We start from the raw sequence: 17,706 nt of genomic DNA, 5'->3' as shown, positions 1-17,706 counted from the left end.
ATAAAGGGGTGTAGGAGAAAAATGGTCATCTATGGAGTTGCTATTTTAGCGGGGTGTTATTTAGTAGGAATGATTGTCGGTGAATTTATTGGAGCTCTAATGGGGATAGACTCTAATGTAGGCGGAGTTGGAGTGGCAATGCTACTTCTAATTATTGTGGTCGATAAGTTAGTGAAAGCAGGGAAAATTAGTAAACCTGCTCAGGATGGTTTAAGCTTTTGGAACGCTATGTACATTCCGGTCGTGATTGCAATGGCAGCGAGCCAAAATGTACTAGGTGCATTAACAGGTGGGCCATTAGCCATTATTGCAGGAATTGCTGTTGTCATTATAAGTTGGATTTGTGTTCCATTACTCAGCGGAAAGCAAAAGCCGATGGTACAAACAAATAATTCAATAGTTGGAGGCGAAGTAGATGCCTGATATCATCACGAATATCTTAGAAAATAATGGTTTCGTAACAGCGTTTGTTATTGTTGGTATTACTATGTGGATAGCTTATTTAATCTCAAATAAATTAACAAAGGGACTTATTCACGGCTCTGCTATCGCTATTGTGCTTGGTTTAATTTTAGCTTATATTGGTGGCGTTACAACTGGAGGATCGAAAGGGCTTTCAGATGTTAGCTTTCTTGCGGGTATAGGCTTTTTAGGTGGTAGTATGCTTCGTGATTTCGCTATTGTCGCTACCTCATTTGGGGCGAACTTTGATGATATAAAAAAAGCAGGACTTCGGGGCATCCTTTCCTTATTTATTGGTGTAGTATTATCTTTTGTAGTCGGTGTTATTTTTGCAGTTGCTTTTGGCTACAAGGATGCCGTAAGTATAGCAACAATTGGAGCGGGCACAGTTACGTATATCGTAGGTCCTGTCACAGGCGCAGCATTAGGTGCTAGCTCTGAAGTCATTGCTATTAGTATTGCTGCAGGTTTGGTAAAGTCTGTAATAGTGATGGTTGGTACACCTTTTGTCGCGAAGTATATCGGCTTGAATAACCCTGTAACTGCCATGGTATATGGTGGTCTTATGGGAACTACTTCAGGTGTAGCAGGAGGATTAGCGGCAACAGACCCAAAACTTGTTCCATATGGTGCTGTTACGGCAACATTTTACACGGGCTTAGGTTGCTTACTTGCGCCGACACTTCTTTTTATATTAACTGATATGATTTTTTAAAACCGTTTTTTATTATAAGTAGCACAACCTTTTGACTGGTTTGTGCTACTATTTTTTTATCTACATTTCTTTTAACTAGAGTAAAAATTAACGCTCTGTATAAACTCATGCTGAAAAACACAAGAATTTATCGATAAAGGTAAATATGAATTAGTTTGAAAAGCGGATAAATGGAGTCAGTGTACTGGCTGGAATCCGCCAAATTCAAATACTTGGATTTTCGCTTTGCCATTTAAAAAGGAGGAAAAAGACTTGGTTAAATTTACAATTTGTTTTCTTAAAAAGGGTGACCAAATATTATTGCTAAATAGGGATTTTCCAGAATGGATGGGGGCTTGGAATGGGGTTGGCGGAAAGATTGAGAAAAATGAAACTCCACTAGCAGGTGCATTACGAGAAATTAAGGAAGAAACAGGTATCGTACTGAACGATATTACATTCAAAGGAAAGATAACATGGACGGATGGAATGACCGACTTTGGCTGTATGTATGCTTTTATTGCTGAATTGCCAGAGTCCTATCATTATGTGACACCGATTAAAGTCACAGAAGGCATTTTAGATTGGAAAGATCTATCGTGGATTTTCCATCCTAAAAATGTAGGAATAGCAGATTTAAAATATTACTTACCGAAAATGCTGGATGAAACAACCAACTATGAATATATATTTACATATAAAGATAGTGAATTGATTGACATTACGAGTACCCCCTTCGTACAAACTGTTACTATCTAAGTAAAACAAGACCTCGTACACGCGATAGTAGCGTTTACGAGGCTTTGTTAATTATTTTCTTGGTAGTGCAAATCGCATTCTGCACATCGACCAATTCAAGGTTGTTTTTTGAATTTCATCATAGATGTTCCACAGGCTATCGACTACCCGTAATTCAACATTACGTTCAAACATCTCTTCAAATAAATTTTCAACTTCAAATTTAGCAATAGGATATTGTGTTGTTTCACTCGTATAATAACCAGCATTTTTATCTTGTAGCGTAAATCCATTACTATCAAACTCATATAAGTAAAGTTTCGTATTTTTCATCGTCTCTAACCACTTGCTTTCAATTACAACAACATCTGACTACTCCCACAGCTAAAGCAGTGGGGTTCTTATATACTTAAGAGAAGCGTTACAAAGCTCTCCACAGATGGTGTTGCCATGTCCTGTGTACAACATCTTTGATTTATCCTCTGTTCCATAAGACTTTCTTATTTACACAACCGATGTTGTGTTGGCAATAAGTTTTAACGAAGGCAGGTAGCTCTACCTACGGAGGAATACCCCTCACTTGATTTGTTGGATACCCATGCTAAGAGGGAATGTTTTCTTTACTTGTTTCAAGTCTTCTATATGTTGATTGTGTAACTCTAAAAAGGTAGTAAACGTTTTATTGCATAAGTCTTGATTAGGTTGCTGTAAATTTGTATCACTATTCATCAGTAAAAACGCACTATATAAATCTCGTTGTACGAGATGACTTCCAATTTGACTCCAACGTTGATGGAGTTTTTTCTTTTCATAACGATCCGTCATATGGTTATACTGACTGGCTCTAAAGGTTATCGTATTTACTTTCTGTATCGTTTGCTTTGTGTAACTTAATTTTTGATGGATGATTTCCACTAGCATGGCTGGGGCATGATTCCCAATGCTTTTTCCAAAACGCTTTTTAGATTGGATTTTGCCCTGTATAGTTGTTTTGGTTTCTTTTGCGCGTTTTGCCAATCCTTTAAAATGCATGGTTTCGATGTACACCTCATCGCCAAGAGACAAGATTTTATTTGCTAACGCACCATGTTTTTCTTTGATGTAGGAAGCTTTCTTTCTATATAATTCTTTTACTTGTTCTTTTTTTTTTTGATAGTTTTTACTATATGTCCAACGGAGTTTGACGCCATGTTTTATAGTCCCATCCTTTTTAAAATTGGTAGGATTGGTACTTCTACGACTTCTATCCAACTTGCGTAATAAACGTCTTTTTTGTTTCTCCAATAAAGGTACTTCTGGAGCAAGTTGTTGGATGAAAACTGTTTCTTCTGAAACAATCGCAACAGTAGAAGGACCCATGTCAATACCTACTCGTTTTTGTTTTTGATAGGAATGCCGAAAGGCTCCTGTTGATGGAATTTTCTTTGCAGGAGGAATCCCATCCATCACAAGTTGTACGTAAAAAATATGTTTTCCACGAATCACTTTTTTGACTAGACGACAGTATTTAATGGTATGAAGGGCAAGGGATTCTTTTACAAACAAATCTTGTTTACGAATACGAACAGGAAGGGTTAATCCATTCCAATAGACAATATTTTCTTTAAATCGAATGCCTGCTTTATTAGATTTCCCTTCTACAGAATGAAGCATTTCGTACCGTTTAAAGTGTGCTTTACTCCCTTTAAATAGAACATCTTGAACCGCTTTCCAGACAGTAGAGGCGATTTTCTGAGAAGTATTGCTGTCTATATGTTTTTTATAGTTATGTTGATGCTTTTTAATATACGCATGCAGTTGATATTCACTTAATCCAAAAGATTGACGAATGTTATCTAATTCTTTTGCGATCTGCTTCAATTCTTTTGAATCATTCGTTTTTTTCGCTTTTTGGTAACAACGTAATTGTTTTCGATAGTGTTTTGAATCTTGCATGAAAGTATATTGTTTTACTGCATAAGACAAAGTTGTATTATAGAGTGTACGAGCAATTTCAAAACGTTTTAATAGGAGATCCTTTTGCCATGTATCTATAAGTAACTTGAGTTCTATAATAAAACAATCTTTCTTCCATTTCGTCATTACCCGCCACCCCTTTGTTTTTCGATTATTCACAATATACAATATAAACATATGTTCTATAAAGAAAAAGCACTTCATTCCTCCCACCTCTGAAGAAGGGGGCTTCCTGAAGCTCACTTCTGTGAACATGATGCCGATGCTATATAGGCTCGTTTATCCTGTTCAGTTGTATCGACACCAATATGGTAGCACACTCTCGGACAATTTCTAGGTGTTAAAAAATTCGGCAAACATGTATCGTTAATTGCCCATACTAGACCTTTTTCTGGATCTAAATCTAGTCGATCAGGTAATCGGGGATGGAATACGGTAATATCGCTTTCCTCACTCACATGAAATATACGCACATGCTCCCCTCCTTTATGTTCTTAATTTAAATACGATAAAATCTGCACAATGCAAATCTTCCTCGAATTGTGGATACTTTATTAGCATCTCTTTTGAAGGCATCGGTTCGATAACGTCCTCTATAGAAAAGCCTGTTTGAATAATTGCTTTCATATAGCTCGCTAATGTTCGGTGATAAAATACAATTTTTTCATCGGAATCTAGCGGAAGCTTTTGATCATATACCCCTTCATAAAAATAACGCTGAACCTTCCAATACTGTTGATCAAGCCGTTCATTTCTTATCCATCCACTATTCGGCGTAACAAAGCACGGGTGAAGAATAGAAAAGATGAAAGTACTATTAGGTTTTAAAAGACGATACATTTCACTCAAAGCTGCCTTATAATCCTCTAGATCTTGAAGGACCATATTGGAAACAATACAATCGAACTGTTCATCTGATAAAAAATCTAGTTTTTCGCAATTTCCATGTTTATATTGTATAGGAACTTCCTCATATGTTCTTTCTCTAGCAATTTCTAGCATCTTTTCTGAATAATCAACTGCTGTTACAATAGCCCCTTTTTGAGCAAGTATTCTACTTAAATAGCCTTCTCCGCAGCCTGCATCTAGTAACCTTTTTCCTTTCACCTCTTCTAATAATGAAAAATGGCTGGATTTAATAATACTTCACGGTGTATGCCACCATGTTCATCGTAGTTTGCTGTAAACCTTTCTGCATGTTGATCCCAGCGTTTAATCGCTTCTTCTGTCGGTACTGTTCTTGCCATACAATTCCCTCATCTCTGTATAGAATCGTAACGTTACGTCCCTTGTGCACATTACTATTTTTTCATATACACCCAAAAAGTTATAGACTTTTATTTTATTTTTTTATATCATTTAGATTGAGGCACGCCATCTTTAGTAAAAATATAAGCCAGAAATTCCCAATCGGATTTCTGGCTTTTCTTATTTTAAGGGCTAGATTGAGTTTTGATAGGTAAAGCATTGTCTACAGTGGCCTGTCGTTTAACAGTGATCCATCTTCCACATAACATGACAATCAATGCAAAAAATACAATGACTCCTGCAAATACAAGCGCTGCCTTGTAGCTACTATAAACCGCCACAAGCTGACCCGCGATAATTGGTCCGATAATTTGTCCAAATGCATAAAACGTTGTTAACAATGATACTACTGGACCGCTTTGTGTTGGGAATAGCTGACGTGCATAGGAGGTCGTTAACGTCACAATTCCTACAAATGTTAAGCCGAATAAAAATGACGATAATAATACGCTCCATACTGTTTGTGAAAATACTGGTAACAAGATGCCTATTACTTGTAATATATATGCGAAAAACAAAATTTTGATGGCAGAGAATTTTTCTAATAATACAGTCCAAACAGGTGCTGACGGGATCGCCGCTACCCCAACAATGACCCAGCTATATGAAGAGTATGCTTGTAGTGAAGGAATATTGTGAATGATATCTACTAAAAAAGTACCTGTAATAATATAGCCTAACCCCTCAAAACCATATGCAACAATTAGCCATGGCATAAAGCCCTTTGTCATTTTCGCATCAGAGGATTTAGCAGTTTTCACACTATCTTGTACATGCAAATCTCTCCAAAGTATATATGTCACCACTAAAAAAACAGCAGATAATATCCCTAAGCCAATCCATGTACCTTGCCAAGCAAAACGTACTTCAATTACAGGGACTAATAAACCTGAAATAGCAATTCCTAATCCAATACCGCCAAATAAATAGCCAGACCATTTTGTAAGGGAATGCTTTGCTAAATAATCCATAACAATACTACATGTTAATACAAAAATAAGTCCCCCTGTAATGCCTGCAATCAGACGAAGCACAAGCCAAACACTATATATTTCAATGATTCCCATAAGAACAACAGAAAGGACATTCAAGACAACACTTAACAATAAAAAGTTCTTCTTTTGGCGATTGATAAATCCTGCCCACAATGCACCGATGAAATAGCCAATATAATTACTCGATGCCAAAAATCCTGCAACTTCAAACGAAAATCCGACATCATGACGCATAAATGGCAAAATTGGCGTGAATGCAAACCGGCTAATCCCCATAGCCACTACAAGTAATAGCACCCCACCAAATAAAATTCCGATGTGCTGTCGATTCATCTTGTCCCCACCCCTAAAAATCTTCTTGTAATTAAAAGGATACAGAGTGAAAATTAATAAATCTAATATATAATTTATATAAAAGGATAAAAAATTTTTATAAGAGGTGGGATACATAATGAATTTACATGCGCTTAGATTATTCACAAAAGTTGCTGAGCTTAAAAGTGTTTCAAAGGCAGCGCAAGCTCTAATGATTAGTCAACCTGCCGTTACCATTCAAATTAGAAATTTAGAAAAAGAACTAGGCTTGACTCTTTTAGAATCGAAAGGTAGAGGAATTGCTTTAACACAAAATGGCGAGTTTTTATTTAAACAGGCTCAGCGATTATTCGATTTAGAATTGGATATTGAAAACAAACTAGAGCAATTAAAAAATACAGGTAATGAAGAATTACAAATAGCTTCTACCCATGTTCCATCCCATTTCTTATTACCGAAATGGCTCGCAAAGTATAAACAAGCCTATCCAACAACTAATATCCACATTAAAACGGCTAATTCCCAGCAAGTTATTGAAGAATTACTTCACTATAAGGTTGATATGGCTTTTATCGTAAAAGAGGATGGTCATCATCCAGATATTAATTATCAATTTCTCATGAATCTCGATTATTGGTTTATCGTCCCATTTGGTCATCCGCTGGCAGATCAGAAAGTGTCATTAACGGAATTAATGCAGCAGCCATTTGTTTCACGAGAAGATGGTAGCTCTACAAAAGAATATTTAAATGCTTTATGTAAAGTTCATAAAATTCCACCACCAAGAGTAGGACTACAATTGGACGGTATCAATGAATCCATTTACGCCATTGCAGCTGGGTATGGTACGATGCTAGCTCCATCCATAGCGGCTTCTAGCTTTATTCAACGACAGCAAGTAGCGCGAGTTTTTATAAAAGACATCGATATTCAGCGTCCTATTTATCTTTGTACAAGAAAAAATGAACAAAATACCTCTTCGACCTTTAATACTTTTATTAACATCATCAATGACTCAATTTCATAACAAATACTTTTCAAAAGTTTGAACTACACAAAATTTGTGCAATAACGAATTGTTGTGTAGTTTTTTTATTTACAAAAAATTGTAATCTACTATATCTCATAGTCTCATCACCATGGGATTGATTTCCGTTCCGACCTGGTGCTTTCCTGGGGTGCCCGATGACCGCTTCTGAAAATTTATAACAAAGTTCGATAATTTTTAATAAAGGTTGATTAAAATCATCTTCCCTCTAGAGAGCTCTTAGTTGAGAGATGATTTTTTATTGGATAGATATTTATGTCACTATAAAAATTGTGAAGAAATGTACTTAAACTAACGACGTAGAATAGTTGAAGAAGGATTTGTCTATTCTCAGGAGAACTTATATATTTATTGAACTAGGAACAGAAGAGTTAAATGAAAAAATATTATTAATGTGAGGAGATGATTTTTTGGTTAGTCTATTGGAAAATACATTCCAAATATCAGCAATAATATTACTCCTATGTTCATTCTATTACTATAGGCACTTTAAGAAAATTAGGAGAGAAAGAAGATTAACTTCATTTGAGTTTTCGATTTATATCATAACTCAAGTTGCAATTTATCTTTGTGCAGTTAGTTATATGCTTCTGTTTTTGGATAGAAATTTTGGGTAGAAATTATTAAACTCCCATGAAAGAACGTAATAATCTTTCATTTTCTGTGGTGAAGTGCTGATTTTTGCGCTACATGGATGGCTAACGAGGGCTTTACTTGAAGAACATTGAGTTGCATATGCAGCTCTTTTTTTATTGAACTAACGAGCAGATTAGTTTAATAAAGATGGATATAATAAATAGATTGCCGTGTATAAAAATCTAAGGGAGGGATGCATATGGAAAACTTTGAAGATCTTTTACCAAGACATAAATTTGATAATGATAGAGTAGAAATGATTAAAAAAATGGATAGAGATAAAATATTGCCTATACTGCCTAACCTCCTCGAATGGATTCAAGATATGAATTGGCCTGTGGCACCAAGCGTATTAGGATTACTTTTAACTTTTCCAGAAGAAATTGTCCCACATGTGCAAGATGTTTTATCTTCAGATGATGATAACTGGAAGTGGTTTATTTTACACTTTTTAGTTATAAAATTACCGATAGAGTCCAGAGTTCAGTTTAGAGAGTATTTAACAAGAGTGGCTGAAACACCTACACATAATGAACTCGCAGAAGAACTTGATGAAATCGCAAAAGAGATTTTGGAAATAATCTAAAAGGTGCTTTAGCGTTCCAGAATAATCAATCTTTATTATAAAAATGAATAGAGACAAACAGATAAAACCTCGTATTTTCAAAATACGAGGTTTTATTTAATCAGGAAACTGAGGATTGCCAGCAAATTTTAATCAATCTTTTTTCAAAAGTGACAGCTTCGCTAGAGCTCCATGATCTCGGGCCGACAGATGTTTTTTGCGCGAAAGCGAAGCGTCAGCGGCAACAGCACGAAGTTGGTCACGAAGGCGTTATCACAGGATGTGATGGTTTTAGCCTTCGTTTCTTTATTGCTGATCCCCAAGGAGTCGCCCAATCTCCACTCCAATCAACTATATTAGTATAGGTTTGACAAATGTCATCCCACTTTTGGCGAGGATTCATCTTAATGCTTGTAAAAGCTGTAAAAAAATAGTGAACTCCGTTTAAAAATCCTGAAACAAAACTATTAATATTCGTTTTTTTGTAGACGAATCAGTTTTAATGACCTATAATAATCCATGCATTCATTAATACACGAACATTAAGGTGGTTTTTATGACTGAATATACGTTAATTTTCAAAGGGACAGCTTTTTCAAGTAAGTCTCCTTCTAAAGTACAAATTTTAAAGGATTATTTATTCTTCATTAATGCTGACGGGATGATTGAAAAAACAGCAGCTCCTGAGCATGCAGACTATCAAAATCTACTAACTACATATCAACATCAAGAAATTTTCCATCAATTAGCCGATGGACAATATTTCTTACCAGGCTTTGTCGATTTGCATGTACATGCACCGCAATGGGCACAAGCTGGAACTGCATTAGATATTCCACTTTATGACTGGCTAAACACATACACCTTCCCTATCGAATCCAAATTCTCCGATTTAGAGTTTGCACAAGAGGTCTATGAAGATTTAGTAAGCACTCTTCTTGCAAATGGAACGACTACATCACTCTATTTTGCCACTGTCCATAAAGAAGCAAGCCTGCTATTAGCGAAAATTTGTGCTGAAAAAGGTCAACGAGGTCTAGTCGGGAAAGTTGTGATGGATGATCCTGAGCAAAATCCAGACTATTATCGAGATGCAAATACTCAGACTGCACTAAAAGATACAGAAGAATTTATTGTAGCTGTGAAGGAATTAGCCAAATCAACGAAACAGGGTGTTTATCCAGTTGTAACACCACGCTTTATTCCAAGCTGTACAGACGGTGCACTAAAAGGCTTGGGAGAATTAGCTGCTAAATACGATACACATATCCAGTCACATTGTAGTGAAAGCGATTGGGAGCATGGCTACGTAAAGGAACGATTTAAGAAAAATGATGCCTTTGCCCTACATGATTTTGGACTATTAGGCGATAAATCTGTGATGGCACATTGTAATTTCTTAGACGATGACGATGCACAGCTATTTGCTGAAACAGGCACTGCGATTGGTCATTGTCCAATTTCCAATGCTTATTTTGCAAATAGTGTCATTCCAATTGCTCGCTTCCATGCAAAAGGCGTTGATATCGGATTAGGGTCAGATATTTCTGGTGGTTTCTCACCAAGCCTATTCGATAATGCTAGACAAGCAGTCATGTCATCTAGAATGCTAGAAGACGGTGTGGATACATCTATTCCTGCTGAAAAACGTGGTGTCCCAAATTCACGTATTACGATTAATGAAGCATTTTATTTAGCAACAGCAGGTGGCGGAGAAAGCTTGAGCCTACCAATTGGTCGATTACAGGAAAACTACACGTGGGATGTACAAATCATCGATACTAACATACCTTCTGCAAAACTTCCTATTTTTGATCACAAGGAAGATTTACAGGATATTTTTCCAAAAATTATGTATCTTGTGCGCCCTGAAAATATCCGTGAAGTTTGGGTACAAGGAAATAAAGTTCACGCTAGAGCATAAATAGTCTCTTGCGTAAAAAATAATAAATTTACAATTTTGAGGTGTACATCTTAGTGGAAACGCAACATAACAAATTAGCTAACGATAAAATAAAAACTCAGCAGTTAACAGTTTTACCAGATGAGAAGGTGTCATTCGGCCAATCCGCCCTACTTGGTTTACAGCACGTCATGGCAATGGATGTCTACGTAGTGCCTTTCTTAATTGCCATGTTAATCGGTTTACAATCAGGTCAATCAAGCGCTTTGATTCAATCGACTTTCATTGCGGCAGGGATTGCAACGATTATTCAAACTCACTTTTGCATGAGGTTACCGATAGCACAAGGTCCTTCATATGTTCCAATCGGTGCCATTGTAGGTATTTATGCAGCTAGTGGTGGTGGAGATCTTGGTTGGAGTACTGTATTAGGAGCAAGTTTAGTCGGCGCCATCTTAGTTATTATTTTAGGTTTTACAGGTATATTCAATAAAATCGTGAAAACTTTCATTCCGCCAATTGTCGGAGGGACAATTATCTTTGTGGTCGGTCTTTCATTAATGCCTGTAGGTTTAAGTAATAACATTTATAATGCAGCAGGCCCATCTATTAACCAAAACATTTATTTAGCTTTAACTTCAGCTATCGTTCTAATCCTTTGCGTCATGTTAGGTTCTGTCTTTCATAAAAAAGGCCGCGTATTTCGTATCGCTTCAGTAATTATCGCTTTAATCGCAGGTTGTATTGCAGCAAATATTATGGGTGTTTTAGATTTATCAGCAGTGTCACAAGCAAGATGGTTTAGTATGCCTCAAGTTCCATTTGCAGATTTCAGCTTCACGTTTAATTTTTCTGCCATCATTACAATGGTGATTATTTATATCGTCTTAATGGCAGAAACAACAGGTACATGGTTTGCAGTGAGTAACGTCATCGATAAACCATTAACTGATAAACAAATTAATCGCGGGGTGATCGGCGAAGGAATTGGTTGTTTTATTGCATCATTACTAGGCTCAACTCCTGTCACTGGCTATTCAACAAATGCAGGTGTGATATCGATTACAGGTATCGCAAGTAGACGAGTTTTTATTGCTGCAGGTTTTTGGTTTATTTTATTCGGATTCTCTGGAAAATTAGCTGCTCTTATTTCTGCTATTCCATCAGCAGTTATCGGTGGTGTATTCGTGATTGTTTGTGGCATCATTGCAATCAGTGGTTTACAAGTAATGAAAAATGAAAGCATCGGTGAAAAGGAAATGTATGTAATCGCTGTACCGGTGATTTTAACATTAGCTCTAACATTACTTCCAAAAGATTTCTTATACTCATTACCAACAACCGTTCAATACTTATTCGGCTCCCCAATAGCAACAGCTGCTATAGCAGCCATATTGTTGAATAAATTATTACCTAGTGGGAAATAACTTTAAACTGCACAACTTTTCTTATAGGAATAGTTGTGCAGTTTCTTATTTAAATTATTTCCTGAAATTTCTGTCTTATCTTCTTCTGTTTTGTTATACTAGAGCAAAAAAGTAGGGATTGTAATGATATATGACGTAATTATAATTGGTGCAGGATCAATGGGGATGGCAGCAGGCTATAATTTAGCGAAAGCAGGAAAAAACGTCTTGATGCTTGATGCCTTTGATCCACCACACGAAGAAGGTAGCCATCATGGCGATACAAGAATTATTCGCTTTGCGTATGGTGAAGGGGCTAGCTATGTACCTTTTGTCAAAAGAGCAGGTGAATTATGGAAAGAACTTGAAGCGTTAACGGATGAATCTTTATTTTTACAAACAGGTGTCATGAATGTCGGTGAAGAAACCCATTCTTTTATTCAAAATGTGAAAACCAGTGCTAAGCTATACGATTTATCATTAGAACAGTATTCAGCAGCTGAAGCAATGGAAAAATGGTCTGGATTATCCTTACCTGAAAACTTTGTTGCTTGCTATGAGCCTACTGCTGGTGTCCTTCGTGTAGAAGCGTGCATTCGCGCTTATAAAACTTTAGCTATCGAGGCAGGAGCAACCTTACATACAAATGAAAAAGTGCAGAACATCGAAGCTGGAAACATTGTACGTGTCCAAACGGCAAATAGCGTTTACGAAGCAAAGCATTTAATCGTAACAGCTGGTGCTTGGGCGACTGAGTTACTACAATCAATGGGCATCACCATCCCGGTTACACCAACTAGAAAAACCTTTGCGTGGTTTGAAGCGGATGAGCAACTTTATCGTGAAAATGTTTTCCCAGCCTATTGTTTTGAATTCGCAGATTCCTCGTACTATGGTTTTCCGAGTATTGATGGAGCTGGCCTGAAGCTTGGCAGACATGATGGTGGTGAGGCTATCAATCCAAACGACCCTCTTCGCCCATTCGACGAACAGGATACAATAGATTTACAAAGCTTTATCAATCGTTTTATGCCTCAGCACGGTACACTGAAATTCGGAAAAACATGTAAATATTCGATGACACCAGATGAAGATTTCATTATTGATTTTTTACCTGAGCATCGAAATATTGTTATTGCAGCAGGCTTCTCAGGACATGGTTTTAAATTCAGTAGTGCCGTTGGTGAGGTATTAACTGATTTAACTCTAAACGGGAAAAGTAAACAGGATTTATCAATCTTTAGGCTTAGTCGATTTAATACACACTAACACTTTGCTTCTCCTAATGCACTTACTACTGTGTCGGGTTTACAAGACCGTAAGCTTTTAATGATTGGATTAGCTATGTTTTTAACATTGATCATTCAAAAAGTTTCAAGTGATATAGGAATATTAAACAACAACTCTTTACCTTTAGAGTTTTTAAGTTATGTAGTGATATTTTTCATAGTATATGCATTACTGGACATTAAAAATTTGTATACCCTAATTTCGCAGAGAGAGTAGTGCGAACTACTCTCTTATTTATGATTAAAGTTAGTTGATACTTGACCCCGCCGCTAGAACGTTATGTCTATCCCCAATAGGCCAAAGAACGTTTCTTCATCGATTCTCGGTATTGCTCTGTTGAGATCGGCAATGCTTTATTTGTTTGGTAATCCATAATGACACCATATCTTCGAACAACATCCATTTGATTAATTTCACCTTTATTATACATCAGCTCAACTTCTATTGGATCTGTTTCCAGCCATCTATGGCGATTTTTGCGAATATAATCGCGTTCTTTTAATGTAGTAGCCATATCAATTTCGAAGGCATCCATATCGCGGTCAATTTCGTTAATGACTACGCCGTAATCAAGCTTGGCACGTTCAATCGAAACATATTCATCAATAACGTCCTCTAAAACAGCTTTTACATCTCGTGCTAATGGGTCACCTAAACCACCGCCTCCTGCTGAGGGACGTGTAAAGGAATCACCTTTCTTCAATTCAATATTGGAGAAAATCGTGCCTAAAAATTTTTCATCCTCTTTGTTTGGGTTTAAAATTGCCCCTTGTGCGATAGAAGGTAAGCCACCCATAATCCCCCATGTAATGGAGCGAGAGCGATCACAGCAATAGGACATCACTGTTTGGTTGACATCTGTTAAAATGCCTCCCTTTTCTACACCACAGCCACCACGGTATTTACCTGGACCAGCAGAATCTATAATAATTTCATGTTTCGTTGTCACAACTGGTGACAAACGTTCCTGCCCTTCACATGGCTGAACACTTAACCCTACCCCGAACACTGGTGAGGTTGTATTCGCACCATCTCGGTCAATACGTCCACCATGGCCACCTGCCATCCAGTCATACCACATAAAATATTCACTACTATCTCTCCGCTGATCATACCCGCCTATTAATAAATACTCTAAATTAAATGAACATGCGATAGCGCGTTCAGGCATAATATTTGACCATAATTCGAAGCAGGCATTCATAATTTTTTCAAACGCCCCTGAACAATAGCCAGAAACAGCTACTGGGCTAGGTGCGTTAACGACGGAGTTTTCAGGAAGAAATATTTTCACAACACGATAAAATCCTGAGTTCAGCGGGATCTCTGGGAAAAATGTTTTGGTTCCTGCATAAGTACCAGAAAGTGCTGAACCAAACCCTGCATTTAAAAAACAGCTAATATAAGGATGTGAATCACTTAAATCATAAGCTATTTCATCCTCCGTAATGGTCATTTTCACACGAATTGGGATGAGGCCATCTCCTAATTGTGGGTCCATATCGATATAGTCCACTGTTTCCCACTGATCTTTAGGTAAAGCTTTAATTTTCGCTCTCATTAATCGCTCTACATAATTTTGGACTTCCTCAAAAGCTACTAGCACCGTATTGATGCCGTACTTTTCAATCATTTCCTTGAGTTGCTTCTCTCCAACCTTCGCCGCTTCCACTTGAGAACGTAAATCTCCAATACGTTCTTCTGGGATACGCATATTCATAACAATAATCTTTACAACATCTGTTAAATATTGACCTTTACTATAAATACGTACAGGTGGGATACGCAGTCCTTCCCCGTAATGTTCCTTTGCTGTAATATCAAAGGAACCCGGGTTAGAGCCACCAACATCTGCCCAGTGTCCATTTGTTTGCATGAGTGCAATCAGTTTGTCATCATGAAATACTGGTAAAATCACACGTACATCACTGAAATGTGTTCCTCCACGATAAGGATCATTTACTAAAAATACATCACCTGGATGGATGTCATCAGCGAAATCCTCTAAGACAGCTTTTGCAGTTAAATGCAATGTCCCTACATGTACAGAAATATCTTGCGTTCCTTGCATAATCGTATTCCCCTGTGCGTCGCATAATGCACAGCTGAAGTCTCGATTATAAATAACAAATGAGTAACATGTACGCAGCATTTGTTCAGCCATTTGATCGACTAAATTCACAAAGCCGTTTTTTAACACTTCAAATGTTACTGGGTCTAGATTTTGAACCTTATGATTTGTCTCCAATTTCGTTGTACTCATAGCCAATTCCTCCTTATCGCGTATTAGTTCACCGTAATAATAATATTTTTATAGGCATCTACTTCCGCTGTAAATCCTGGTGGAATAACAGTCGTCGTATCCAGCTGATCAATAATGGCTGGACCAGCAAATTGCGTGTAAACAGGTATTTTATCGCGATTATATACGTTAGTTTCAATATATTTATCCTCAAAATAAACTGGACGTGTTTCTTTGAAAGCATCTTCAAGCGAGCCTTCAGGAACATATTGCGGGAAATTAGGCTTTGGTACTGTGCCTATAGCCGTTACACGTAGGCCAAATATTTCTACTGCTTGGTCCTTATCGGAAAATGCAAATTCTCGTTCATGTTCTTTATGGAACGCTCCCAAAATAGCATCTAGGGAAGTGATTTGATCGGATACGAGAACAGCTAGATATCTCCATTGTCCCTTATAACGAAGATCTATATAATTCGTTAATGACGATGTGTTTTCTGCTATTCCTTCCTCTTCTAATAATTCTCTTGCCTCTTCTCGCAATTCACTAAATTGAGTTGTCAGTTCCTCTACACTTACTTCATCTAGTTTTTTCACATATGTTTTAGAAATATCATGGCGTACATCTACAAGTAGGCACCCCATTGCCGCTGCTACACCTGGATGCGTAGGAATAATGACTTTTGGAATGTTTAAATCTTTTGCCAAATAGGCACCGTGTAATGGACCTGCACCACCAAAGGCTACAAGCGCGAAATCACGGGGATCATAGCCTCTCCGTACCGATATTAATCGAACTGCATCACTCATATTGGCATTTGCAACTTCTATGATGGCACTTGCCGCTTCCTCAACCGTTTGATCGAATGCATTGGCGATTTTTTTCACAGCCTCTCTAGCTGCCTCTTTGTTTAACTGCATCGTCCCATCTAACAAATCCACACCTAGACGTCCTAACACTAAATTTGCATCCGAGTTAGTGGGCTCAGTGCCTCCTCGGCCATAGCAAGCTGGTCCTGGTACTGCCCCTGCACTTTGTGGTCCATTACGTAATGAACCGCCTTCATCTTTCCAGGCGAGACTACCTCCGCCTGCTCCTATTGTTAATATTTCAATACTTGGGAAACCAATTGGATAGCCATATTCTATCGACCAGTCCTTTGTAATTCGTATATCTCCCTTATACATCAGTGAAATATCCGTACTTGTACCTCCCATATCTAAGCCGATTGCATTGTCAAATCCGCATAACTTTGCGATATGCTTACTCGCAATAGCTCCGGCGGCTATCCCAGAACTTGCCAATCTAGCAGCATAGCGGGGAACTGTACTTGAAGTCATGACACCGCCACCAGAATGCAAAACTAATATTTCTTCTTCATAGCCCTTTTTCTGCATTTCATTGCTTAACTTACTAATGTAATTACTCATAATTGGTCCAAGCACTGCATTGATAATGGTTGTACTCATACGCTCATGCTCAAAAATTTCCGGAAGCACCTCGCTTGAAATACAAACATATACATCCGGTAATTCCTCTTTTAAAATTTCTTTGACTTTCGCCTCATTTTCCCCGTTCACGTAGGCATTGATGAAACATACGGCAATGGATTCTGTTCCTCGTCGTTTTAATTTTTTGGCTAATAAACGAATTTCCTCTTCATCAATAACCTGAAGAATATTTCCTTCATAATCTATTCGTTCTGTCACTTCAAATCGATCCCGTCGTTGAATATAAGGCCTCGCTGTATCTTTGTATGTGTCCCAAATATCTTCTTTCGTTCCCCGGCGAATTTCAATGACATCTCTAAAGCCCTTTGTCGTAATAAGAGCTGTTTTTGGCAACTTGCGCTCAATTAACGCATTCGTTCCAACTGTTGTGCCATGAGAAAAAATTTTAATATCTTTGCCATTTAATGCTGCTTTTTCTACTCCATTTAAAATTCCTTGCTCCGGATTTGAAGGTGTAGACGAAGTTTTTGTGACAAATACTTCTCCCGTCTCTTCATTAAAAACAAATACATCCGTAAACGTTCCACCGACATCAATTGCTAAACGACTTTGTGCCATAGCTCTACCTTCTTTCGTTTAATAAATTTAAAATCAAAAAATTATTTTTGTGTATAAAGTTAATGCCTCGAGCGGATGC

14 protein-coding genes and 1 pseudogene are annotated in these 17,706 nt (G+C 37.4%); 8 read left to right on the top strand and 7 right to left on the bottom strand.

Translation table 11 applies throughout. From position 1 onward, the window contains the following. Positions 1-21: 21 nt before the first annotated feature. From madL to FJQ98_RS07575, 3 genes are all read left to right on the top strand, one after another. Positions 22-423 carry a malonate transporter subunit MadL gene (madL, locus tag FJQ98_RS07585; RefSeq protein ID WP_053594470.1) on the top strand — a complete coding sequence of 134 codons (402 nt, stop codon included), beginning with the start codon at positions 22-24 and terminating at the stop codon, positions 421-423. Next, positions 416-1,177, top strand: coding sequence for a malonate transporter subunit MadM (gene madM, locus FJQ98_RS07580; RefSeq protein ID WP_053594469.1), 762 nt, complete (start codon positions 416-418; stop codon positions 1,175-1,177). The genes madL and madM overlap by 8 nt, the downstream gene beginning before the upstream one ends. Before the next feature lie 252 nt (positions 1,178-1,429). Continuing rightward, positions 1,430-1,915, top strand: a complete 486-nt coding sequence (locus FJQ98_RS07575) for an NUDIX hydrolase (protein WP_053594468.1) — start codon at positions 1,430-1,432, stop codon at positions 1,913-1,915. Between the two features lie 51 nt (positions 1,916-1,966). On the opposite strand, the gene FJQ98_RS07570 is transcribed toward FJQ98_RS07575, so the two are convergent. The 5 genes and pseudogenes from FJQ98_RS07570 to FJQ98_RS07550 all read right to left on the bottom strand — a co-directional run bounded on the left by FJQ98_RS07570 (position 1,967) and on the right by FJQ98_RS07550 (position 6,486). Beyond that, positions 1,967-2,251, bottom strand: coding sequence for a DUF6886 family protein (locus FJQ98_RS07570; RefSeq protein WP_343069290.1), 285 nt, complete (start codon positions 2,249-2,251; stop codon positions 1,967-1,969). A gap of 219 nt (positions 2,252-2,470) precedes the next feature. Beyond that, positions 2,471-3,976, bottom strand: coding sequence for a hypothetical protein (locus FJQ98_RS07565; protein ID WP_201406666.1), 1,506 nt, complete (start codon positions 3,974-3,976; stop codon positions 2,471-2,473). Positions 3,977-4,089: 113 nt separating this feature from the next. Beyond that, positions 4,090-4,323, bottom strand: coding sequence for a DUF6886 family protein (locus tag FJQ98_RS07560; protein WP_241774548.1), 234 nt, complete (start codon positions 4,321-4,323; stop codon positions 4,090-4,092). Between the two features lie 13 nt (positions 4,324-4,336). After that, positions 4,337-5,097, bottom strand: a pseudogene (locus tag FJQ98_RS07555) (class I SAM-dependent methyltransferase). A 186-nt stretch (positions 5,098-5,283) separates the two neighbouring features. Beyond that, positions 5,284-6,486, bottom strand: coding sequence for a YbfB/YjiJ family MFS transporter (locus tag FJQ98_RS07550; RefSeq protein ID WP_053594467.1), 1,203 nt, complete (start codon positions 6,484-6,486; stop codon positions 5,284-5,286). A gap of 118 nt (positions 6,487-6,604) precedes the next feature. Between FJQ98_RS07550 and FJQ98_RS07545 the strand changes: the two genes are divergently transcribed. The 5 genes from FJQ98_RS07545 (at position 6,605) to solA (ending at position 13,295) form a co-directional block, all read left to right on the top strand. Beyond that, positions 6,605-7,495 (top strand): LysR family transcriptional regulator, encoded by an 891-nt coding sequence (locus tag FJQ98_RS07545; RefSeq protein ID WP_053594466.1) that lies wholly within the window; start codon positions 6,605-6,607, stop codon positions 7,493-7,495. Between the two features lie 856 nt (positions 7,496-8,351). Then, a complete protein-coding gene (locus FJQ98_RS07540; RefSeq protein WP_053594465.1) occupies positions 8,352-8,738 on the top strand; it encodes a DUF5071 domain-containing protein in 387 nt (128 codons plus the stop codon). A 535-nt stretch (positions 8,739-9,273) separates the two neighbouring features. Beyond that, positions 9,274-10,641 carry a guanine deaminase gene (gene guaD, locus FJQ98_RS07535; protein ID WP_201406665.1) on the top strand — a complete coding sequence of 456 codons (1,368 nt, stop codon included), beginning with the start codon at positions 9,274-9,276 and terminating at the stop codon, positions 10,639-10,641. A 53-nt stretch (positions 10,642-10,694) separates the two neighbouring features. After that, positions 10,695-12,047, top strand: coding sequence for a uracil-xanthine permease family protein (locus FJQ98_RS07530; protein ID WP_053594463.1), 1,353 nt, complete (start codon positions 10,695-10,697; stop codon positions 12,045-12,047). A gap of 123 nt (positions 12,048-12,170) precedes the next feature. Beyond that, a complete protein-coding gene (gene solA, locus FJQ98_RS07525) occupies positions 12,171-13,295 on the top strand; it encodes an N-methyl-L-tryptophan oxidase (protein ID WP_053594462.1) in 1,125 nt (374 codons plus the stop codon). Positions 13,296-13,599: 304 nt separating this feature from the next. On the opposite strand, the gene FJQ98_RS07520 is transcribed toward solA, so the two are convergent. Continuing rightward, the gene (locus FJQ98_RS07520; protein WP_053594461.1) at positions 13,600-15,579 is read right to left on the bottom strand and encodes a hydantoinase B/oxoprolinase family protein; all 1,980 of its coding nucleotides are present in this window, start codon (positions 15,577-15,579) and stop codon (positions 13,600-13,602) included. 23 nt (positions 15,580-15,602) lie between these two features. Then, positions 15,603-17,627: a hydantoinase/oxoprolinase family protein gene (locus FJQ98_RS07515; RefSeq protein WP_053594460.1), complete on the bottom strand. Its 2,025-nt coding sequence runs from the start codon at positions 17,625-17,627 to the stop codon at positions 15,603-15,605. Positions 17,628-17,706: the final 79 nt, after the last annotated feature.

This window comes from Lysinibacillus agricola (assembly GCF_016638705.1).
In the GTDB taxonomy this organism is placed as follows: Bacteria; Bacillota; Bacilli; order Bacillales_A; family Planococcaceae; genus Lysinibacillus; species Lysinibacillus agricola.
This window is presented reverse-complemented; position numbering and strand designations above follow the sequence as displayed.